Origin of the sequence: Amycolatopsis australiensis (assembly GCF_900119165.1) — a bacterium.
GTDB lineage: Bacteria > Actinomycetota > Actinomycetes > Mycobacteriales > Pseudonocardiaceae > Amycolatopsis > Amycolatopsis australiensis.
In genome coordinates this window covers 8,361,761-8,382,601 of the sequence record NZ_FPJG01000006.1, presented here as the reverse complement: position 1 = coordinate 8,382,601, position 20,841 = coordinate 8,361,761, and the positions used below count along the sequence as shown (strand labels likewise).

General features: G+C 72.8%; 18 protein-coding genes and 1 pseudogene. 10 read left to right on the top strand and 9 right to left on the bottom strand.

The genetic code is table 11. The features are described from left to right. Window positions 1–442 precede the first annotated feature (442 nt). Complete coding sequence (locus BT341_RS39985; protein WP_072481161.1) at window positions 443–1,117, top strand: HU family DNA-binding protein; 675 nt, start codon at window positions 443–445, stop codon at window positions 1,115–1,117. 200 nt (window positions 1,118–1,317) lie between these two features. On the opposite strand, the gene BT341_RS39980 is transcribed toward BT341_RS39985, so the two are convergent. From BT341_RS39980 to BT341_RS39955, 6 genes are all read right to left on the bottom strand, one after another. Beyond that, a complete protein-coding gene (locus BT341_RS39980) occupies window positions 1,318–1,725 on the bottom strand; it encodes a hypothetical protein (RefSeq protein ID WP_072481166.1) in 408 nt (135 codons plus the stop codon). A 42-nt stretch (window positions 1,726–1,767) separates the two neighbouring features. After that, the gene (locus tag BT341_RS39975) at window positions 1,768–2,775 is read right to left on the bottom strand and encodes a sigma-70 family RNA polymerase sigma factor (protein ID WP_281256044.1); all 1,008 of its coding nucleotides are present in this window, start codon (window positions 2,773–2,775) and stop codon (window positions 1,768–1,770) included. Beyond that, window positions 2,772–3,752 carry a zinc-binding dehydrogenase gene (locus BT341_RS39970; RefSeq protein WP_072481164.1) on the bottom strand — a complete coding sequence of 327 codons (981 nt, stop codon included), beginning with the start codon at window positions 3,750–3,752 and terminating at the stop codon, window positions 2,772–2,774. The genes BT341_RS39975 and BT341_RS39970 overlap by 4 nt, the downstream gene beginning before the upstream one ends. A 273-nt stretch (window positions 3,753–4,025) precedes the next feature. After that, window positions 4,026–4,439, bottom strand: a complete 414-nt coding sequence (locus BT341_RS39965; protein ID WP_072481163.1) for a histone-like nucleoid-structuring protein Lsr2 — start codon at window positions 4,437–4,439, stop codon at window positions 4,026–4,028. Window positions 4,440–4,620: 181 nt separating this feature from the next. Beyond that, entirely contained in the window at window positions 4,621–4,812 is a 192-nt protein-coding gene (locus BT341_RS39960) for a hypothetical protein (RefSeq protein WP_072481162.1), read from the bottom strand. A gap of 616 nt (window positions 4,813–5,428) precedes the next feature. Beyond that, window positions 5,429–6,103: an HU family DNA-binding protein gene (locus BT341_RS39955; RefSeq protein WP_072481161.1), complete on the bottom strand. Its 675-nt coding sequence runs from the start codon at window positions 6,101–6,103 to the stop codon at window positions 5,429–5,431. Window positions 6,104–6,766: 663 nt separating this feature from the next. Between BT341_RS39955 and BT341_RS39950 the strand changes: the two genes are divergently transcribed. The 7 genes and pseudogenes from BT341_RS39950 to BT341_RS39925 all read left to right on the top strand — a co-directional run bounded on the left by BT341_RS39950 (window position 6,767) and on the right by BT341_RS39925 (window position 16,977). After that, window positions 6,767–8,509: an ATP-binding protein gene (locus BT341_RS39950; protein ID WP_072481160.1), complete on the top strand. Its 1,743-nt coding sequence runs from the start codon at window positions 6,767–6,769 to the stop codon at window positions 8,507–8,509. A 35-nt stretch (window positions 8,510–8,544) separates the two neighbouring features. After that, window positions 8,545–9,705, top strand: a complete 1,161-nt coding sequence (locus tag BT341_RS39945; protein WP_072481159.1) for an exonuclease SbcCD subunit D — start codon at window positions 8,545–8,547, stop codon at window positions 9,703–9,705. A gap of 1 nt (window position 9,706) precedes the next feature. After that, complete coding sequence (locus tag BT341_RS39940) at window positions 9,707–13,108, top strand: AAA family ATPase (protein ID WP_072481158.1); 3,402 nt, start codon at window positions 9,707–9,709, stop codon at window positions 13,106–13,108. Then, entirely contained in the window at window positions 13,105–14,082 is a 978-nt protein-coding gene (locus BT341_RS39935) for a hypothetical protein (protein WP_072481157.1), read from the top strand. The genes BT341_RS39940 and BT341_RS39935 overlap by 4 nt, the downstream gene beginning before the upstream one ends. A gap of 313 nt (window positions 14,083–14,395) precedes the next feature. Beyond that, window positions 14,396–15,823, top strand: a pseudogene (locus BT341_RS47145) (glycoside hydrolase family 3 protein); the annotation flags it as partial. Window positions 15,824–15,893: 70 nt separating this feature from the next. Continuing rightward, window positions 15,894–16,448 carry a fibronectin type III-like domain-contianing protein gene (locus BT341_RS47140; RefSeq protein WP_342750272.1) on the top strand — a complete coding sequence of 185 codons (555 nt, stop codon included), beginning with the start codon at window positions 15,894–15,896 and terminating at the stop codon, window positions 16,446–16,448. Window positions 16,449–16,455: 7 nt separating this feature from the next. Next, entirely contained in the window at window positions 16,456–16,977 is a 522-nt protein-coding gene (locus BT341_RS39925; protein WP_072481156.1) for a hypothetical protein, read from the top strand. Here the strand turns inward: BT341_RS39925 and BT341_RS39920 are convergent. The 3 genes from BT341_RS39920 to BT341_RS39910 all read right to left on the bottom strand — a co-directional run bounded on the left by BT341_RS39920 (window position 16,974) and on the right by BT341_RS39910 (window position 18,636). Next, window positions 16,974–17,540 (bottom strand): hypothetical protein, encoded by a 567-nt coding sequence (locus tag BT341_RS39920; protein WP_072481155.1) that lies wholly within the window; start codon window positions 17,538–17,540, stop codon window positions 16,974–16,976. The genes BT341_RS39925 and BT341_RS39920 overlap by 4 nt on opposite strands. A gap of 49 nt (window positions 17,541–17,589) precedes the next feature. Next, window positions 17,590–17,835 (bottom strand): hypothetical protein, encoded by a 246-nt coding sequence (locus tag BT341_RS39915; protein ID WP_072481154.1) that lies wholly within the window; start codon window positions 17,833–17,835, stop codon window positions 17,590–17,592. 99 nt (window positions 17,836–17,934) lie between these two features. Continuing rightward, window positions 17,935–18,636 (bottom strand): IclR family transcriptional regulator, encoded by a 702-nt coding sequence (locus tag BT341_RS39910; RefSeq protein ID WP_051183801.1) that lies wholly within the window; start codon window positions 18,634–18,636, stop codon window positions 17,935–17,937. A 145-nt stretch (window positions 18,637–18,781) separates the two neighbouring features. Between BT341_RS39910 and leuC the strand changes: the two genes are divergently transcribed. Together leuC and leuD are read left to right on the top strand one after the other, a co-directional pair. After that, window positions 18,782–20,215 (top strand): 3-isopropylmalate dehydratase large subunit, encoded by a 1,434-nt coding sequence (leuC, locus tag BT341_RS39905; RefSeq protein WP_072481153.1) that lies wholly within the window; start codon window positions 18,782–18,784, stop codon window positions 20,213–20,215. Window positions 20,216–20,236: 21 nt separating this feature from the next. Continuing rightward, window positions 20,237–20,839, top strand: coding sequence for a 3-isopropylmalate dehydratase small subunit (leuD, locus tag BT341_RS39900; RefSeq protein ID WP_072481152.1), 603 nt, complete (start codon window positions 20,237–20,239; stop codon window positions 20,837–20,839). Window positions 20,840–20,841 lie beyond the last annotated feature (2 nt).

Here is a 20,841-nt window from a genome sequence, read left to right as displayed (position 1 = left end):
CCGGCCGAGCGGCCGGCGGCTGGTCCTTGAACTCTTCGAGCGTGCTGGCCGCCCGCCGGGCGACGTCCACAGAGCCGTCCGGACCGCGCCGGGCGAGATCGTGTTCACCCGCAGGCCGCGGCCGCCGGCTGCGCTGATCACAGCGGGACGGTCGACAGGGAGGTCACGGTGGACATGTGCTGCCACGTCGTCGCCCAGCCGGATCGACAGCGGGACGAAGAAGACCGTCTGAGGCCCTCGGGCTCGCACACCCGTTGCGCCTGCCCGGTTTCCGGCGCCGCGCGATCGAACAACTGATCGACATCGGTGTGTCCTAACTGGCCCAGAGCCGACTTCCTTGGCGACACAACAGAGTTCAGGTCACTCCGGTTTGGATCTCGGGCCCGTCTGGTAATACTCTGTGCGACGTTGGCCGAGATGGGCCAGACTATGGAGGACTGGAATGACGAACAAGGCCCAGCTGATCGAGGCGCTGTCGGAGCGTCTGGGCGACAAGAAGGTGGCTTCGCAGGCCGTTGACGGTCTGGTGGACATCATCATCCGGACGGTCAACAAGGGCGAGAAGGTCAACATCACCGGGTTCGGGGTGTTCGAGAAGCGTGCCCGTGCCGCGCGCACCGCGCGGAACCCGCGTACCGGTGAGGCCGTGAAGGTCAAGAAGACCAACGTGCCCGCGTTCCGGGCCGGCACCACGTTCAAGGACGTCATCTCCGGGACCAAGAAGCTGCCCAAGGCCACGCCGGTCAAGCGGGCCAGCGCCGCCACCAGCACCCGCGCCACCGCCACCAAGACCACCGCCGCGTCGGCCCCGGCCAAGACCACCACGTCGCGGGCGAGCACCACGCGGGCGGCGGCGGCCAAGCCGGCCACCACGCGCTCGACCACCACCCGCACCCGCACCGCGGCGGCGAAGCCGGCGGCCAAGGCCACCACCACCAAGGCCACCACCACCAAGGCGGCCCCGAAGACCACCACGGCCAAGACCACCACGGCCAAGGCCACCACCACCCGGGCGAAGACCACCGCCAAGCCGGCCGCCACCAAGACCGCCGCGGCGAAGAAGACCACCGCCGCCAAAACCCCGGCCAAGCGCACCTCCGCCGCCAAGAAGAAGTAACACCCCGCACAAACTCACCCCCGGAAGGGCCCCGCACCACCACGGTGCGGGGCCCTTCGGCGTCACGCACGAGTCAGGCCGGCCGACACCTCCCAACGGCGCTGTGCGGTGGCCGTGCTTCCGCGCCGGGACGAAGTTCCGCCGCGGTCCGGTCGCGGCCGATGCCGCACAGACGTCGATCGGCCTCCTCGTCGCCGCGCTCAGTCGCTGAAATCGCCGTCGAGGGACTGGGTCGACGCACCGTCGCCGCTGCCGCGGCTCTGGCCCCAGGGCTGCCCGTCCACCGTCGCCGTCGCCGTCACCTCGCCGCCGGTGGATCGCATCACGACGTCGTAGACGTGCTTGCCCGTGTGGGGCGCGAAGGTGAAGGTGTGGCTCCACGGCAGCTTGACGTCCTTGTCCTCCGTCGCCTTCCCGTCGATGGTGTAGGTCAGCGAGGTGAGCACGGCCGTACCGTCGATCTTGATTTCGAGCCGGTGCGGCTCGGCCCGGGGCGCGCTCGGCTGCGGAGGAGTGGCTGTCGCCGGAGCCGGTGACGGTGTGCCGCTGGTGCCTGCCGAGCAGCCGGCGAGCAGGACCGCGGCGACGAGCGCGGGAAAATGCCTCATACTTCCCGAGGTTAGCGGGAACGGACGGCGGTGAACCGCGGGTCAGTCCCGTCTTTCCGGCGGGAAGCCGAATGTCTCGACCAGCGCGGGATCGTGGAACTCGACCACCCGGGCGACACCCGTGGCCGTCGGGGTCAGCACGACGATGCCGTGAGCGCCGAACACGCCCGTGGTGTCACGGTGGTACACCGCCGCGGCGGATTGGCCGTTCGCGGTCGTGGGGATCATGCGCCAGTCTCCCCGCTTGCCCAGCACGGAGTTCTCCAGCAGGCGGATGCACTTCTCGCGCCCTGCGTACCAGTCGCGGAACGGCGTCGCCTCCAGCGTGGCGTCCTTGCGCAGCACCTGTTCGAGCAGGCGGGCGTCGGCGCGTTCGAACGCCGCCATGTAGTCCTCCAGCAGGGCGCGCGCCCGCGGGTCGGACGGTTCCAGCGGGCGCTCGGGCTCCGGTCCCAGCTCTTCGAGACGGGCGCGGGCGCGCTGCAGGCCGCTCTTCACCGCCGTCGTCGTCGTGTCCAGGATCCGCGCGGTTTCGGGCGCCGTGAACGCCAGCACGTCGCGCAGGATGAGGATCGCGCGCTGGCGTGGCGGCAGGTGCTGCAGGCTGACGACGAGCGCGAGCCTCAGCGACTCGCGCGCGACCACCGCGGCGGCCGGGTCGTCGTCGGCGATCCACCGGTCCGGCAGCGGTTCGAGCCACGACACCTCGCCCGGTCCGGCCTGGCTCGGCGGGCGGCCGGGCCCGTCGTACGGCTCCCGCAAGCCCGACGGCAGCACCCGCGTCCGGCGTGACGCCAGCGCCGTCAGGCAGACGTTCGTGGCGATCGCGTAGAGCCAGGACCGGACCGACGCGCGGCCTTCGAAGCCCGCGTAGGAACGCCACGCGCGGAGATAGGTTTCCTGTACCAGGTCCTCGGCCTCGTGCGCCGATCCGGCCATGCGGTAGCAGTGCGCCAGCAGCTCGCGCCGGAACCGCTCGGTTTCGGCGGCGAACTCGTCCTTCGCGGTGCGCGGCGTGGGCTCCTGCATGCGTTGCTCCTTCGGCGTCAGGGCCGCAGCGCCAGCTTGCCGACGGTCGTCCTGGCCGCCAGCTCCGCGAGGGCTTTCGGGCCGTCGGCCAAGTCGTAGGTGGTGGGGCGGGCGGGAGCGAGGACGCCGGCCGCGACGAGCGCCGAAACCTCGGCCGTGACCTCCCCGAAGACATGCGGTGCGGCCTGGGCCAGCACGCCGATGTTGAGACCGGCGACGTGGACCTGGTACCGGTACACCAGCTCCCAGTTGGTCAGCGACGCTTCGCCGCCCGCCAAGCCGTAGACGACGACCCGGCCGGTGACCGGTTTGGCCGCGGCCAGGCTCGCGGCGAACGAGGCACCACCCGCCGACTCCAGTACCAAGTCGGCGCCGCCGGTCAGCGCCCGTACCGCGGCGGCGACGTCTTCGCCGTGCGGATCCAGGACGTGGTCGGCGCCCAGCGCCAGCACGGTTTCGTGCTTGCCAGGCGACGCGACACCGATGACCGTCGCGCCGTAGTGCTTGGCGATGCGGACCGCGGCCTGCCCGGTCGCGCCCGCCGCGGCGTGGATCAGCACGGTTTCCCCGGCCGCCAGGCGGCCCAGCGGCTTGAGCGCGGCGAAGGCGGTGGGCCAGTTCACGGCGAGGCCCAGCGCCTGCTCGGCGCTCCAGCCGGCCGGGACCGGCATCGCCGTCGCGGCCGGCAGCACCGTGTATTCGGCGAAAGCCCCGTATCCGACGCCGACGACGCGAGCGCCCGGCTGTGGTGTGGCCGCCGGGTCGCCCGTCGCCACGACCTCGCCGGCGGCCTCGAAACCGGCCACGTACGGCGGCCGCGGGCCGTCCCGGAACGTGCCGTAGGACTGGGAGATGTCGGCGAAGTTGACCCCGGCGGCGTCGACCCGGACCAGCACTTCGCCCGGGCCTGGGCTCGGGACAGGGACGTCGGTGCGCAGGCGCAGGTCTTCCGGCCCGTTCAGCGACGTTTGCTGCAGGGCGCGCATGGTGGCGGTCATCGGCTCTCCCGGGCTCGGCCTCGGCGCGGCCGGCCGTTCCGGCGGACCGCGTGGTCGGCTATGGAGACCTCGCCCGGCGCCGAAAGGAATCGGCCGGCGCCCGGTCGTGAGAAAGTCACGCGGCCGCGAGACGATCCGCGGCCGGAGTGCGGCGGAGTCGTCACGCCGCGGTGCCCGTGCCCGCTCGTGCGGGCTGGACCCGCCGGCGGCGAGGACGTCCCTGCCGCCGGCGGGTCTTTGCTCTCTCCCCCCGTGTTCCGGTCGCCACCGGCGTCACTTCTTCGCGGCGGCGACCTTCTTGCGCGGCGACCGCTTGCGCGGCGCGGCGGCCGGGGCTTCCGGCTCCGCCACCTGGGCCTGCTCGTACGCCGCGATGACCTCGGAGGAAAGGCGGCCGCGCTCGGAGACCTCGTAGCCGTTCGCGTTCGCCCAGGCGCGGATCTGCTGGTTGCGCTCGCGGTCGGTGGTGCTGGTGGTGGTCGACTGGCCCGTCGCGACGCGGACCTTGCGGCCGCCGATGCGCCGCCCGGCCGCGATGTAGCGGGCGAGCTCGTCGCGCAGCGCGGTGGCGTTCTCCTCCGAAAGGTCGATTTCGTAGGTGACGCCGTCGAGGCCGAACTGAACGGTCTGGGCAGCGGTGCTGCCGTCGATGTCGTCCAGGATCTCGACGAGGACTTTCTGGGCCACGGGAATGCTCCTCAAGCTGGATGTGCGTCAGGGGGAACGTGACGTGTGACAAGTTGCACAATGACCGACGTTCTTGGGTGGAGTGTATCCACCCGGGGATCGGTACGGCAATTTCCCGTGGCTTCCCCGCGGTCCGCGAGTCCGGAAAGGACGCTCCGGGCTTTCCGGAGCGCCCCGGAAGCTACGTCCCGGACGGCGTCGTGCCCTGTTCGCCGTGGTGGTAGGGCGGGTCGGTCGCCAGCGCCTGGTCGGCGTCGCCTTCGGCGGGGTCGGCGAGATCCGCCTCGGCGGCGGCTTCCTTCGCTTCCTTGATGTGCTGCCGGGACCGGGCGAGCTCCGCGTCGGGGTCGTCGGGCTTGTCGTTCGCGGTCATCACCACTCCTTGCCGAGGGTCGTCGGGTCGAAGTTCGGATACCCGCCCGGGCGCGAGCGCAACCGTCGGCGGGATTGACGGAAAGGCGCCGAATGGTATTTCACGGGTTGCCGTTAACGGCCGGGGAAAAAATGGCGGCCCCGCCAGACGGCGGCGGGTGGGCACTCGATGAGGTGAGCCGGTGTGGGTTTCTGCCGGGTTTGCGGGAGAAGGCCCGCTGGGTGCCCGTGAGACGGCCTGGGCGGTGTTTGGGGGCTTGCGTGTCGTTCCAGTGGTTCTCCGGCGGTCTGGGTGGCCAGGCGGTGGCACTGAGGGCTCTCTCCGGCGCGTGGGCCGGGCGGATGGCATCAAGCGGCGCCCGGGCGCCACTCCGTGGCCGGGCGCAGGCACCGACGCCACTCCATGGCCCGGCGCCATGGCACCGAACGCCACTCCTGGCCCGGCGCAGGCACCGAACGGCGCTCGGGTGCCACTCCGCGGCCGGGCGCGCGTACCAAGCGCCGCTCGGCACCACTCCACGCCCGGGTGCCCGGGACCGGTTCCGGCCCCGGGGACGCCGAAGGGCCCCGCACCGTGGTGGTGCGGGGCCCTTCCGGGGGTGAGTTTGTGCGGGGTGTTACTTCTTCTTGGCGGCGGAGGTGCGCTTGGCCGGGGTTTTGGCGGCGGTGGTCTTCTTCGCCGCGGCGGTCTTGGTGGCGGCCGGCTTGGCGGTGGTCTTCGCCCGGGTGGTGGTGGCCTTGGCCGTGGTGGTCTTGGCCGTGGTGGTCTTCGGGGCCGCCTTGGTGGTGGTGGCCTTGGTGGTGGTGGCCTTGGCCGCCGGCTTCGCCGCCGCGGTGCGGGTGCGGGTGGTGGTCGAGCGCGTGGTGGCCGGCTTGGCCGCCGCCGCCCGCGTGGTGCTCGCCCGCGACGTGGTGGTCTTGGCCGGGGCCGACGCGGCGGTGGTCTTGGTGGCGGTGGCGCGGGTGCTGGTGGCGGCGCTGGCCCGCTTGACCGGCGTGGCCTTGGGCAGCTTCTTGGTCCCGGAGATGACGTCCTTGAACGTGGTGCCGGCCCGGAACGCGGGCACGTTGGTCTTCTTGACCTTCACGGCCTCACCGGTACGCGGGTTCCGCGCGGTGCGCGCGGCACGGGCACGCTTCTCGAACACCCCGAACCCGGTGATGTTGACCTTCTCGCCCTTGTTGACCGTCCGGATGATGATGTCCACCAGACCGTCAACGGCCTGCGAAGCCACCTTCTTGTCGCCCAGACGCTCCGACAGCGCCTCGATCAGCTGGGCCTTGTTCGTCATTCCAGTCCTCCATAGTGGAACTACTAGTCACGGCCCATCTCGGCCGACACTGCACACGGTATTACCAATACCGCACAAAATCCAACCGGGGGTCGAAATATTTCCTTGCGAGGCCGCTGGTTCCGCCTCCCGAGGGACCTCCGCCGGACGCGGCCCGCAACCGGACCCGAACCTCGATCATGGCCCTGAGCAGGCCAAACCCGGTACCCGAGCCGTCCACAGTGGTCGTCCATATAGGACCCGGGCCCTCCGGGGGACTTTTTCGCGCGACACGCCGGTGGCGGCCCCCGCGGGCGTGTGGCCGGAGCCACGCGGGCCCGATCCCGCGCGGCGGCGGGGGATCGCGGGCCCGCCGGCGGCCCCCGGGTGAGGGTCCCGGGACGCCCGCCGGGCGGAGATCGCCGTGGGGCCAAGGCAGTAACGCCGCGCCCGCCCGGGGCGACCCTCTCCGGGGCGCGGCGACGTCGTTGCGGCGCAACCGGTGGCGCCGTCCACCGGGCCGGAATGATCTTCCCCGTAGGGTGAACTCACTCGTTCGGCGCAGCGGTGGCCTGCCGTGACGCTTCCGGTACGCAGGGCCCGCAAGGCCGTGTTGGGCGCGGGACTGTCGTACCGGCGAGCTAGTCTGCCGCGGGAGGAAGACCCGGGCGGACAGGGAGAACCGTGGACCAGGAGACGCTCACCACCGTGGTCGGCCGGGTGGCCGGGACCGAAGACTCGACGCCGCTGCAGTTCCACGTGGCCATCGACGCGCAAGCCTATCTGCAGCTCGACGACGTCGTCGTGACCCGGCGGGAACTGCCCGGCCTCGGCGAAGTCACCTCCTACGGCGTGGTCACGCAGGTGAGCGCGCGGCACGAGGGCGCCAGCTTCGGCAGCGACGTCTTCCTGATCTCCGACGGCGTGCTGCCCGCGCAGGTGCAGGAGATCGCCGAGATCGCCACCACGCGCGTCGAGCCCGAGTGCTACGTGCCGCCCAAGCCGGGGTCGGTCGTCGAGCGTGCCGTGGGGGAGGACCGCGCGCAGGCGCTGTACTTCGACAACATGACCCGCCAGGTGGCGGTCGGGCTGGGCCGGGACGGCGAACCCGTCTACCTCAACATGGACTTCCTCGACGGCACCCGCGGCGCGCACGTCAGCATCAGCGGCGTCTCCGGCGTGGCCACCAAGACGTCGTTCGCGTTGTTCCTGCTGCACTCGATCTTCCGCGGTGGCGCCCTGCCCAACGCCCACAACGCCAAGGCCCTCGTCTTCTCGGTCAAGGGCGAGGACCTGCTGTTCCTCGACACGCCCAACGTCCACCTCGACGAAAACCTCAAAGCCGAGTACGCCAAGCTGGGCCTGCCCGCGGAGCCCTTCGCGTCCGTCGGCTTCTACGCGCCGCCGACGCCGTCGGACACCACGGGGAAGCCTTACGTCACCGGCCGGACCTCGGGCGTCGGCGCGTTCTGGTGGACCATCGCGGAGTTCTGCGCGAACGACCTGCTGCCGTACGTCTTCGCCGACGCCGAGGACGAGCGCAACCAGTACACGATGGTCATCCACCAGGTCGCGAACCGGTTGCGGCTGGACAGCACCCCGGCGGGCAAGGACGGCGCCGCGAACGTCGACGGCGTCCTCTGCCGCACCTACGCCGAGCTGATCGACGTCATCTGCGACCGCGTCACCGACGAGGAAACCCGCGCGAGCTGGGCGGGCGCGGTCACCGGCGCGGGCACGGTCAACGCCTTCATCCGCCGCCTGCGGTCCAGCCAGCGCGCCCTGTCCGGGCTCATCCGCGGCGACCTCGCCGACCACCCGGCGCGCAAGCTGTCGACGGAGAACCAGCAGGTGACCGTCGTGGACATCCACAACCTCGTCGAGCGCGCGCAGCGGTTCGTCGTCGGCGTCACGCTCGCCGCGGAGACCGCGCGCAAGGAAGCGGCCGGTCCCGGTGGGCTGCTGTTCACCATGCTGGACGAGCTGAACAAGTACGCGCCGCGCGAAGGCAGCAGCCCCATCAAGGAGGTGCTGCTCGACATCGCCGAGCGCGGGCGCTCGCTCGGCGTCATCCTCATCGGCGCGCAGCAGACCGCGAGCGAGGTCGAACGCCGGATCGTCAGCAACAGCTCGGTCCGGATCGTCGGCCGCCTGGACGCCGCGGAGGCCTCGCGTCCCGAATACGGCTTCCTCCCGGCCAGCCAGCGGGTCCGCGCGACGCTCGCCACGCCGGGCACGATGTTCGTCAGCCAGCCGGAGATCCCGGTGCCGATCGCCGTCGGCTTCCCGTTCCCCGCCTGGGCCACGCGGCTTTCCGAGGCCGGGCAGGTCCCGACGACCACGGCGGCGGCGAAGAAGGCCGATCCCTTCGCGGGCCTGCCGACGCGCGGCGGTGACCCGTTCGGCGACGACCCGCCGCCGTTCTGAGCCCGCCGCCCGCCACCCGAACGGAAGGACGAAGTGTGAAGTTCCTGCACACCTCCGACTGGCACGTCGGCAAGACGCTCAAGGGCCGCAACCGCCTGGACGAGCAGCGCGCCGTGCTCGGCGAGATCGTCCGGATCGCGCGCGAAGAGGCGTTCGACGCGATCCTCGTCGCGGGCGACCTCTACGAGACGTCGGCGCCGTCGGCCGCCGCGCAGCAGCTCGTGGTGCGGGCGCTGATGGCGCTGCGCGAAACCGGTGCCGAGGTCGTCGCCATCGCCGGGAACCACGACCACGCCGCGACGTTCGAGGCGTACCGGCCGCTGCTGAAGGCCGCGGGCATCCAGCTGGCCGGCGACCCGCGCCCGGTCCACGACGGCGGGGTGTACTCGTTCGACGCCCGGTCGACCGGCGAACGCGTCAACGTCGCGGTGCTGCCGTTCCTTTCCCAGCGCTACGCCGTGCGCGCGGCCGAGCTGCTCACCGGGACGCCGTCGGACAACGTCGGCCAGTACGACCAGCGCGTGCGCGACATCCTGGACCACCTCAAGTCCGGGTTCACCGACGGCGCGGTCAATCTCGTCATGGCGCACCTGACGGTGACCGGCGGGACGATGGGCGGCGGCGAGCGCGCGGCGCAGTCCATCTTCGAGTACCACGTGCCCGCCACGGCGTTCGGCGCCGAACCGCACTACGTGGCCCTCGGCCACCTGCACCGCCGCCAGTCGCTGCCCGCCGCGTGCCCGGTGCACTACAGCGGTTCGCCGCTGGCCGTCGACTTCGGCGAGCAGGACAACAAGAGCGTCGTGCTGTCGGTGGAGGTGACGCCGTCGACGCCGGCGAAGGTCACCGACGTCCCCGTCACGGCGGGACGGCGGCTGCGGACCGTCCACGGCACGGTGGCGGAGCTGACCGGCCGCGCGGAGGAGTTCGGCGAGGACTACCTCCGCGTCTACGTCCGCGAAGCGACCAGGGCCGGGCTGCGCGAGGAGATCCAGGAAGCCCTGCCCAACGCGCTGGAAATCCGCATCGACCCGGAGTTCGCGGCCCCGGTGACGACGTCGGGCGGCGAGCGGGCGGTCGCCGACCGGTCGCCGGGCGAGCTGTTCGCGGCCTACTGCGCGGAACGCACGGTCGAGGACAAGCGCGTGCAAACGCTCTTCGCGCGGCTGCACGACGAAGAGACGAGCGGGGTGTGACATGCGGCCTGTGCTGCTGGAGATGACCGGCTTCGCGTCGTTCCGCGACAAGACCGAGATCAGCTTCGAGGACACGGACTACTTCGCGCTCGTCGGGCCGACCGGGGCCGGCAAGAGCACGGTGATCGACGCGCTGACCTTCGCCCTCTACGGTTCCGTCGCCCGCTGGGACCACGAAGGGCTCGTCGCGCCCGCGCTGGCCCCGACGGCGAACCGCGCCACCGTGCGGCTGGTCTTCGACGCCGGCGGCGCCCGCTACCACGTCGTGCGGGAAGTCCGGCGCAGCGGTGGGAAGAAACCCACGGTCAGCGTGAAGAACGTGCGCCTGGAACGGCTCGTCGACCCCACCGCGCTCGGCGGTCCGGCGGACGACGCCGACCCGGTCGCCGCCGACTCCGAGGTCACCCCGGCCGTCGAGCGGCTGCTCGGGTTGACGTTCAAGCACTTCTGCACCTGCGTGGCGCTGCCGCAAGGCGACTTCGCGGAGTTCCTGCACGCCAAGGCCGCCGACCGGCAGAAGATCCTCATCAAGCTGCTGGGCCTGGAGGTCTACGAGCGCATCGGCCGCCGCGCCGGCGTGACCGCGGAGCAGCAGAAGCAGCGCGCCGCCGTGCTCACCGAGCAGCTCGGCAGCTACGCCGACGCCACCGGGGAAGCCGTCGAAGCGCTGGCCGCGCGCATGACCGCGCTGGAAGAACTGGCCGCGCGGGTCACCGCGGCGCTGCCCGGGCTGTCCGACGCCACCCGGGCGCACGAAGACGCCCGGCAGCTCGTCGCCACGCTGACGCGCGAACTGACCGTCCTCGAGGCGCTGGAGCGCCCGGACGGCGTCGAAGACCTCGAAACCCGGCGCCGGGCGGCGGCGGACGCGGCCACGACGGCCCGCGCCGGGCTGGAGCAGGCGGAAACGGCGGACGAGGCGGCCCGTGCCGCGCTCGCCGCCGCGCCCGACCGGGCGCACCTGGAACGGATCCGCACCGCCCGAACGGAACTCGCCGAGACCGAGCAGGCCCTTCCTCGCCTGGAAGAAGCGGTGAAGACGGCTTCGCAAGCCAGCGCGGCCGCCGCGCAGGCGGTGACCGAAGCGGTGTCGCTCGTCGAAGCGGCCCGGCAGAACCGGGACACCACGGCGCGCGCGGCCGAGGACGCCGCCGCCGAAGCCGCGCGAGCCCGTCAAGACCGTGACCGGCTGGCCGGGCTGCGGCCGCCGGCGGATCTCGGGGACCTGTCGGCGGAGTCGGCGCGGGCGGCGAAGCGGACGGCGGACGCCGACGCACGCCTGCGTGCCGCCGAGGCCGCGGACGCCGAAGCGCGCAAGGCGCTGGCCGAGCAGCCCGACGTCGCCCCGCTGGCCGCGGCCCGCTCCGACGCCCGCACGCTCTACACGGTCTGCGACGCGCAACGGAAGGCCGCGCCCGAACAGGCCGCCCGGCGTGCGGAACTCGAAACCGCGCGAACCGCCTTCGCGAGCGCCGACGCCGAACTGAGCGCGGCGAAGGCCGCGCTGGCCGACGCCGAGCGGGCCGGGCAGGCCCTGGTGCTGCGGGCCGGGCTCGCGGTCGGGCACCCCTGCCCGGTGTGCGAGCAGGAAGTCTCCGCGCTGCCGGACGCCGGCGGGCACGCCCACCTCGCCGAGGCCCGCGAACGCGCCGAGCGGGCCGAACGCGAGCGCGCGGCGGCGGAAGCGGCCGTGCGCAAGCTGGAGCGGGCCGTCGACCGCGACGCCGACACGGCGGCGTCCGCGGCCGCGCAGGCGGAAGAACTGCGGGCGGTGCTCGCCGCGGTCGACGGACCACCGGAGTCGGCGGTGCTGTGCCGTCCGGTCACGGCGTCCTTTTCCGAGCGGGACTACGCGGATCTCGTCGCGGCCGTGCGGGAACGCGGGGAATGGCTGTCGGCGGCCATCGACGGCCGCGCGCGCGTCGCCGAAGCCGCGCGCGCCGCGGACGCGGAACTGGCCGCGGCCCGCGCCGAACGCGCCGCGGCGCAGGAAGACGCCGACGTCGTCGGAAAGTCCGTCGCGGCGGCGCGGGAGGCGTTGCGGGCGGCGCGTGATCCGCTGGTGGAGCTGGGCGCGCCGGCGATCGACGCCGACGACGTCCCGGCGGGCTGGCAGCGGCTGACCGCCTGGGCGGCGGCCGGCCTCGAAGACCGGCGCACGGCGCTGGCCGCGCTCGAAGCGGCCGCCGAAGCCGCGGGCAAGGAAGCCGTCGTCGCGGCGGACGACCTCGCCTCCGCCGAGCGGACCGCGGAACAGCGGCGGAACCGCGCGCAGGAGGCGGCGCTGGCGGAGCAGTCGGCGAGCGCGGACCTGGCGGCCGCCCGGCGCCGGCAAGGCGAACTGGCCGGGATCCTGGACGGCGCGCCTTCAGCCGAGGTCGTGACCGGGCAGCTGGCGAAGGTCGCCGAACTCGAGAAGGCCGCCACAGCGGCCGACGCGGACCTGCGGACCGCCCGCGCGGCCGCGAAACAGGCCGCGGAAGCCCAGGCGCGGATCGCCGACCAGGTCGACGCCGAACGGCAACGGCTGTCCCGCGCCCGCGATCCGCTGGTCGGCCTCGGCGCACCACCGATCGACGGAGAAAGCCTCCTGGACGCCTGGGCCGCGCTGACGGACTGGGCGGCCGGAGCGGCGAAGGAGCGCCGGGATCGGCTCGCCGCCGCGTCGGCCGCCGAAGGTGAAGCGGCCGAAGCGTTGCAGGCGGCCGAGCGCGCCGTTTCCGACGACGTCACGGCCTTCGGGATCGAACTGCCGGACGGGCCGGTGCGTGACCGCGTGCCGGTCGCGCTGGCGACCGCCCGGGCCCGCGCCGAAGCCGACCACACGGAGATGGAGCGGCGCGTCGCGCGGGTGGCGGGCCTGCGCGCCGACATCGCGGCCGCCGAGTCCGAAGCGCAGGTCGCGCGGCTGCTCGCCGATCTCCTGCGCTCCGACAAGTTCCCGCGCTGGCTCATCGCCGGAGCGCTCGACACGCTCGTCGCGGAGGCGTCCGCGTCGCTGCTGGAGCTGTCCGGCGGGCAGTTCGAGCTGACCCACGACAAGGGCGACTTCCTCGTGGTCGACCACAACGAGGCCGACGCCCGCCGTCCGGTGAAGACGCTCTCCGGCGGCGAGACGTTCCAGGCGTCGCTGTCGCTGGCCTTGGCGTTGTCCTCGCAGCTCGGCGCGATGGCCGCCGAGGGCGCGACCAAGCTCGAGTCGATCTTCCTCGACGAGGGCTTCGGCACGCTGGACGAGGCCACCCTCGACGTCGTGGCGTCCACTTTGGAGAACCTCGCGGCCTCCGGGTCCCGCATGGTCGGGGTGATCACGCACGTGCCGGCGCTGGCCGAGCGCGTGCCGGTGCGCTTCCACGTCACCCGCGACGGCACCGGGTCGCACATCAGCCGGGAGGGCGCATGACCGCGGTGGCCGGGATGCAGTTCACCGTCGACGCGTGGGACCCGGGCTACGGCAGCTCGATGGAGGCCGAGGAGCTCGGCCGCTCGGGTGCCGAAGTCGAGCTGGACATCGAGGTCCCGGCGGCGGAATGGGCGCCGGTCGACCCTTCGCCGGTGACCCCGCCCGAGGCCGTGCTGTTCGTCGACGGCGTCCGCCGGATCGACGCCCGCGTCTGGATCGACGACCCGGGCAGCACGAACTCCGCGTCCATCGGGCTCTGCGCGTCCTACGCGGCCGGCGTGGTGTGTTGCTGCGACGGGCGCGCGCACGTCGTCGGCACCGACGTCCGGCGCGGGCTGTTCACCGTTTCGCCGGAAGCGGGCGACATCGCGACCCCGGCCGGGACCTACCGGGCGTTCCGGGCGGCGGCGAAGGAGGACAAGCCGCTGCCGGTCGTCCTCTCGACCGCGCTGCAGGACCAGCTCGCCGAAACCGAGCTGGACGCGGCGATCGCCGCGCGGTCGGCGGTCTCCGGGCACGTCGGCCGCGACCTGCTCGTGGTCGACGGCCCCCTGCGCGGCCGGGCGCACCTGGACCGGGCGGTCGGGTTCATCAAGAGCCACCAGATCACGTACCTGCCCGGTGAGCTGAACGCGATGGTGGGCGCGCTCGGCCCGCACCAGCGCACGCCGGTGTTCCTGATGGGCACGACCTGGGTCCGGCACTCGTGGTACCTGCGCCTGCCGTCGGCGGGTGGGCCGCCGTGGTCGGGCGTGGTGCGCGTCGAGGCGGCTTCGCACCTCGGCCGCGACGAGGTGGCCGGGCTGGCGAACCTGACGCAGTCGGTGCTCGGGCGGTTCGCGTCGGTCCCGTACAAGGACTCGCGCGCGCCGCAGAACCTGTACCCGATCGCCGGGCTCGAGCGCGACCTGCGGCACCGGCTGGGCGATCAGCAGTTCGTCTACCGGGCGCTGCGGCTGGCCGCGGCCCGCTGACCGGGGGCTGCGGGACGCTGTCGCGGGCGCCCCGCAGCCGGTGCCCCGGGACGGCGGCCTGGGGGTACCGCCCGCCCCGGGTGTCCTTTGTGGAGGGTCGGGACCCGAGGTGACCTGCCGCCGTTAGGCCGATCAGGTTCTTTCGGGCCGCGTCCGGCTCCGGTCGCCGGTGCTGCCTCCACGCGTGAGCCCGGGAAACGGTTTAGTCGCGTCGCATATTCATATACGTGAACAATTTCGAGTCTATGTTTTCTCGTCACGTATGCGTTAGCTTGTGCGCCGTTGATCCCGTTCAAGGGCGAGGGAGACTGCGATGCGCACCGGCCCGCTGGTTCTTGCCGTGGTTCTCGGGGTTTCACTGGCCGCGCCGGCGGTCGCGGAGGCGCAGCCCTGGCGGGACGCCCGCCGGCCGCCGGAGCGCCGGGCGGCCGAGCTGGTCGCCGCGATGACCCTCGACGAGAAGATCTCGCAGCTGCACCTGCAACCCGACGCCCAGCACCAGCGGTTCGTGCCGCCCATCCCGCGGCTGGGCGTGCCCGGGTTCCGGATCGCCAACGGCCCGGCCGGCATGGGCCCGGCCGACGACAAGCCGCAGAAGCCGGCCACCGCGTTGCCCGCCACGATGGCGCTGGCGTCGACGTTCGACACCGTCCTCGCGCGCCGCTACGGCCGCCTGATCGGCGACGAGACGCGCGCGCTCGCGCACAACGTGTCGGAAGGGCCCGACATCAACATGGCCCGCGTCCCGCGCAACGGCCGGACGTTCGAGGGAATGGGGGAGGACCCGGTGCTCGCCGGGGCCATCGGCGCCGCCGACATCCGCGGCATCCAGGAGAACGGCACGATCGCCGAGGTCAAGCACTTCGCGGCGAACAACCAGGAGACCCGGCGCCAGAGCATCGACGAGCACATCGACGAGCGCACGCTCAACGAGATATACCTGCCGCACTTCGAGCAGGCGGTGACCGAGGGGCACGCGGGTTCGGTGATGTGCGCCTACCCGAAGATCAACGGCGTCTTCACGTGCGAGAACCCGGCGTTGCTGCAGGGCAAGCTGCGTGACGACTGGGGGTTCGAGGGGTTCGTCCAGTCCGACTGGGGTGCCGCGCACAGCACCGTCGGGTCGGCGAACGCGGGCATGAACCTCGAAATGATCGACGGCACCTGGTACGGCGACCGGCTGAAGCAGGCGGTGCTGGCCGGCCAGGTGAGCGAGCAGCGCGTCGACGAGCTGCTGCTGCCGCGGTTCCGGACGATGTTCGCCTTCGGGCAGTTCGACCACCCGCCGGTGCTCACGCCGCTGCCCACCGCGCAGCACGACGCCGCGGCGAAGGAGTTCGCCGAGCGCGGCATGGTGCTGCTGCGCAACGAGCACGCCCAGCTGCCGCTCGACCCGGCGGTCCGGTCGATCGCCCTGATCGGCCCGTTCGCCACGAAGGCGAAGACCGGCGGCGGGGGCAGCTCGGCCGTCATCCCGACGTCCACAGTGGACCCGCTGCCGGGGCTGCGGGCGCGGGTCCCGGGCGCGGTGGTGACCCTCGACGACGGCAGCGACCCGGCACGGGCGGCCGCGCTGGCCCGCACGGCGCAGGTCAGCGTCGTGATGGTCGGCGACAACGAGACCGAGGGCAAGGACCGGCCGAGCCTGGCCCTGGACGGGAACCAGGACGCGCTGGTGGCGGCGGTCGCCGCGGCGAACCCGCACACGGTGGTCGTGGTGAAGAGCGGCGGCCCGGTGCTGATGCCGTGGGCGTCGAGCGTGCCGGCGATCCTGCAGGGCGTGGTACCCGGGCCAGCAGGACGGCGCGGCGGTGGCGGGCGTGCTGTTCGGCGACGTCGACCCGTCGGCGAAGCTGCCGATCACGTTCCCGGCGGCGGACGCGGACACCCCGGCGAACACGCCGGCCCAGTTCCCGGGCACCGGCGGCGTGGCGACGTACTCGGAGGGCCTGCAGATCGGCTACCGCTGGTTCGACGCGCAGGGCCGGGCGCCGCTGTTCCCGTTCGGCTACGGCCTGTCGTACACGACGTTCGCGTTCTCGGACCTGTCGGTGCGCAGCACGGGCGACGGCGCGACGGCGTCGTTCACGGTCCGGAACACGGGCCACCGCGCGGGCGCGGAGGTGGCCCAGCTGTACCTGGGCTTCCCGGCGGGCGCGGGCGAGCCGCCACGGCAGCTGAAGGGGTTCTCGCGGGTGTCACTGGGCCCGGGCGAGTCCCGCCGGGTGACGATCCGCCTGGACGAGCGCGACTTCTCCGTGTGGGACACGACGAGCCACGCCTGGCGTCCGGTGCCGGGCGGGTTCACGGTCCAGGTCGGGGATTCGTCGCGGTCGCTGCCGCTGCAGGCGCCGCTCGAGCGATGATGGCCGGGTGACGTTCTTCGACATCGAGGGGTACGAACCGCGGTGGCTCACGGGCCGCCAGGCGATCGTGTCGGCCCACGGCGCGCGCCTCGCCGCGCTCGCGGGCCGCCGGCTGACGGGCGCGTGGCTGGCGTGGGACCTCGACGACGGCACATGGTTCGCGGACGCCCCGGTGCTGCTCGGCTTCGAAGGCGAGCAGGTGGAGCTGTGCCACCACAAGTTCGATGAACTCTCCATCACTTGGAGAACGGCGGATCCGCTCCGGCGGGCTCGATGGACTTTCGGCGACGACCCCGCGATTCGCCTGGCGTGGCGCACCGGCGCGCGTGCCGAACTGGCCGAGCTGCAGGGCCGGCGGTTGCGCTCGGTGGAGCTTCTCGAGTGGGCGGGCGACGACCTGGCGCGCGGAATGGTCGCGCCGCGGTTCGCCTTCGCGGACGGCGGCGCGGTCACGGTCCACAACGCCCTGGACGAGAACGGACTCGAGTTCGGCGAGCCGGACCCGGCCTACCGCCGTTACCGGCTCTAGGCCCTGCAGCCGGGAGCGGCGGCCGCGGCGGCGACCAGTTCGGGTGCATCCGCCAGCGGCGCCACCGGGTCATACGTCCCGTCGACGTCCTGCTGGGCCCGCTCCAGCGCCTGAGCCGCCGGTTCCTGGGACGCCGCGTCGTCCGGCTTCGCGCCGTCCAAAGCCGCTTTCGCGGTGCGCGCCCGGTCGCGGGCCGTCGTGTACTTCGTGACGAACGCCTTGCGGACCGTCTCCGCCAGCGGTACCGGGGCCTGCGGCAGCGCCGTCAGCCGGTCGACCACCTCGCCCGTGCGGGCCGCGATCCCGCCCAGCTCCTCGCTGAGCGCCTTCTGCGCCTCGGCCACCGAGCCCGGCTCCGACGGGTTCGGGACGGCTTCGGCGTTGGTGCGTTTCCGGTAGCCGTGGATCGCGGCGCAGAAACCGTCCACCCAGGCCAGCGTCGCCGGGTCGGCGGACGGCCGCGTGGCCGGCGCCGTCACCGTCACGGTCGGCGCGGCCGGTGCCGGTCCCGAGCACGCGGCCGCCAGCAGGCAGGCGCCCAGCAGTCCGGCGGCGATCTTCATCGGTCCCCTTACCGTGATCCTCGGCGCGCGAGGCGGCCCGGTGGTGGCGTCACGCCGCGGCGAGCGTCTGGCCCAACGCGAGCCGTCCGTCTTCGGTCAGCTCCGCGCGCGTCCACTGCCCGACGGCCACGGCACGCGCGGCCCGGATCAGGCCCGCCCTGGCCAGCTCGTGCGCCGTCGCCTGGTCGCAGCACGGCAGCCCGTCGACCCGCAGGTCCGGTTCGCAGCTGCAGGTCAGCTCGGCACGCCCCGCGCCGACGGCCCGCAGCATCGCCAGCGCCCGTCTGTTCAACATGTGTCTCCCCCTCCGTGGTGCTGTCCTCAAGGAGACGTGACCGCCGTCACCGAATACGCGGTTTTCGCGAGGATCCCCCGAACGGACGCCGCCGGCAGGTCACAGCCGTTCCTGCAGGGCGTCGGCCGCCGCGAGGAGGTCGGCCGCCCAGCGGGCGCCCGGCTTGCGGCCGATCCGCTCGATCGGACCGGACACCGAAACCGCCGCCACGACCGTGCCCGCGGAGTCGCGCACCGGCGCCGAAATGCTCGCCACGCCCGGCTCGCGCTCGGCCACGCTCTGGGCCCAGCCGCGGCGCCGCACCTCCAGCAGCGTCCGCTCGCCGAAGACCGCGTCCGCCAGGATCGTGCGCTGCGTGTGCGGATCCGCCCACGCCGCCAGGACCTTCGCGCCCGAGCCCGCCGTCATCGGCAGCCGCGAACCGACCGGGACGGTGTCGCGCAGCCCGCTCGGCGGCTCCGCCGTCGCCACGCACACGCGCTGCACGCCGTCGCGGCGGTAGAGCTGCACGCTTTCCCCCGTGACGTCCCGCAGCTTCGGCAGCACCACGCCCGCGGCGTCGAGCAGCGGATCCGTCGAGCCGCCGGCCAGTTCGGCCAGCGCGGTACCGGGACGCCAGCGCCCGTCCGGACCGCGGCGCAGCAGCCGGTGCACCTCGAGACCCACCGCGAGCCGGTGCGCGGTGGCGCGGGGCAGGCCCGTCCGCGTGCACAGTTCCGCGAGGCCGCACGGGTCGTCCGCGACCGCCTGGAGGACGGCCACTGCTTTGTCCAGTACTCCGATACCGCTATGCTGTCCCACGACCCGATACTAGCGTCCCGCAGTTTGGGAAGTCCAGCATCTGGGAAAACCCTGAACTCGAGCTGCGCCCCTCCTTCGCGGCTCGCACCCCGGTACCGCAGGTGCGCGCCCGAGTTCCGATGACGAACCGTGGAAGGAGCCGGAGATGACCAGCCCGACCGGCAAGGCCCGCACGCTGGCGGAGAAGGTGTGGGAAAGCCACCTCGTGCGCCGAGGCGAAGGCGCCGAACCGGACCTGCTCTACATCGACCTCCACCTGCTGCACGAAGTGACCAGCCCGCAGGCCTTCGACGGCCTCCGCCTGGCCGGGCGGCCGGTGCGCCGCCCCGACCTCACCATCGCGACCGAGGACCACAACGTCCCGACCGTCGACATCGAGCTCCCCATCGCCGATCCGGTCTCGCGCACCCAGGTCGACACGCTTCGCCGCAACTGCAAGGAGTTCGGGATCCGGCTGCACCCGATGGGTGACGCCGAACAGGGCATCGTGCACGTCATCGGCCCGCAGCTCGGCCTGACCCAGCCGGGGATGACCGTGGTGTGCGGCGACAGCCACACTTCCACGCACGGCGCGTTCGGCGCGATCGCCTTCGGCATCGGCACGTCCGAGGTCGAGCACGTGCTCGCGACGCAGACGTTGCCGCTTCGCCCGTTCAAGACGATGGCGATCACCGTCGACGGCGAGCTGCGCCCCGGCGTCACGGCGAAGGACGTCATCCTCGCGGTCATCGCGAAGATCGGCACCGGTGGCGGCCAGGGCTACGTCCTGGAGTACCGCGGCAAGGCCATCGAGGCCCTCTCGATGGAGGCCAGGATGACCATCTGCAACATGTCGATCGAGGCCGGCGCCCGCGCCGGGATGATCGCGCCGGACGAGACGACGTTCGAGTACCTGAAGGGCCGCCCGCACGCCCCGAAGGGCGCCGACTGGGACGCCGCCGTCGCCGCGTGGCGGGAACTGCGCACCGACGAAGGCGCCGAGTTCGACGCGGAGGTGCACCTGGACGCGAGCGAGCTGACCCCGTTCGTGACCTGGGGCACCAACCCCGGCCAGGGCCTCCCGCTGAGCGCCGAGGTGCCCGACCCGGAGCGGATCCCGGACGAGAACGACCGCATCGCCGCCGAAAAGGCCCTGTCCTACATGGATCTGAAGCCGGGCACGCCGCTGCGGGAGATCGCGGTGGACACCGTCTTCCTCGGCTCCTGCACCAACGGCCGGATCGAGGACCTGCGGGCGGCCGCCGAGGTGCTGCGCGGGCGGAAAGTGGCGGACTCGGTCCGGATGCTGGTGGTTCCCGGCTCGATGCGCGTCCGCAAGGCGGCCGAGGCCGAGGGGCTCGACCGGATCTTCACCGAGGCCGGCGCCGAGTGGCGCCAGGCGGGCTGCTCGATGTGCCTCGGGATGAACCCGGACCAGCTGAAACCGGGCGAGCGCAGCGCGTCGACGTCGAACCGCAACTTCGAGGGCAGGCAGGGCAAGGGCGGCCGGACGCACCTGGTCTCGCCGCTCGTGGCCGCGGCCACGGCCGTGCGGGGCACGCTGTCGTCGCCGGAAGACCTGCTGACCGCCGCCCGCTGACCCACCCCGAGGAGCTTCCCCATGGAACCGTTCACCCAGCACACCGGCATCGGCGTCCCGCTGCGCCGGTCCAACGTGGACACCGACCAGATCATCCCGGCGGTCTACCTCAAGCGGGTGACCCGGACCGGGTTCGAGGACGGCCTGTTCGCCGCCTGGCGCGGCGACGAGGACTTCATCCTCAACCAGGAGCCGTTCAAGCGCGGCAGCGTGCTGGTCGCGGGCCCGGACTTCGGCACGGGGTCCTCCCGCGAGCACGCCGTCTGGGCGTTGATGGACTACGGCTTCCGGGTCGTCATCTCCGCTCGGTTCGCCGACATCTTCCGCGGCAACTCCGGCAAGGGCGGCCTGGTGGCGGCGCAGTGCGAGCAGCACGACGTCGAGCTGCTGTGGAAGCTGCTGGAGAACGAGCCCGGCACCGAGGTCACGGTGGACCTGGAGACCAAGACCGTGCGGGCCAAGGACTTCACCGCGCCGTTCCAGATCGACGACTACGTCCGCTGGCGGCTGCTGGAAGGCCTCGACGACATCGCGCTCACGTTGCGCCATGCCGGTGAGATCGACAGCTTCGAGGCGGCCCGCCCGTCCTGGAAGCCGACGACCACGCCGGTCGCTGCCGGATAACT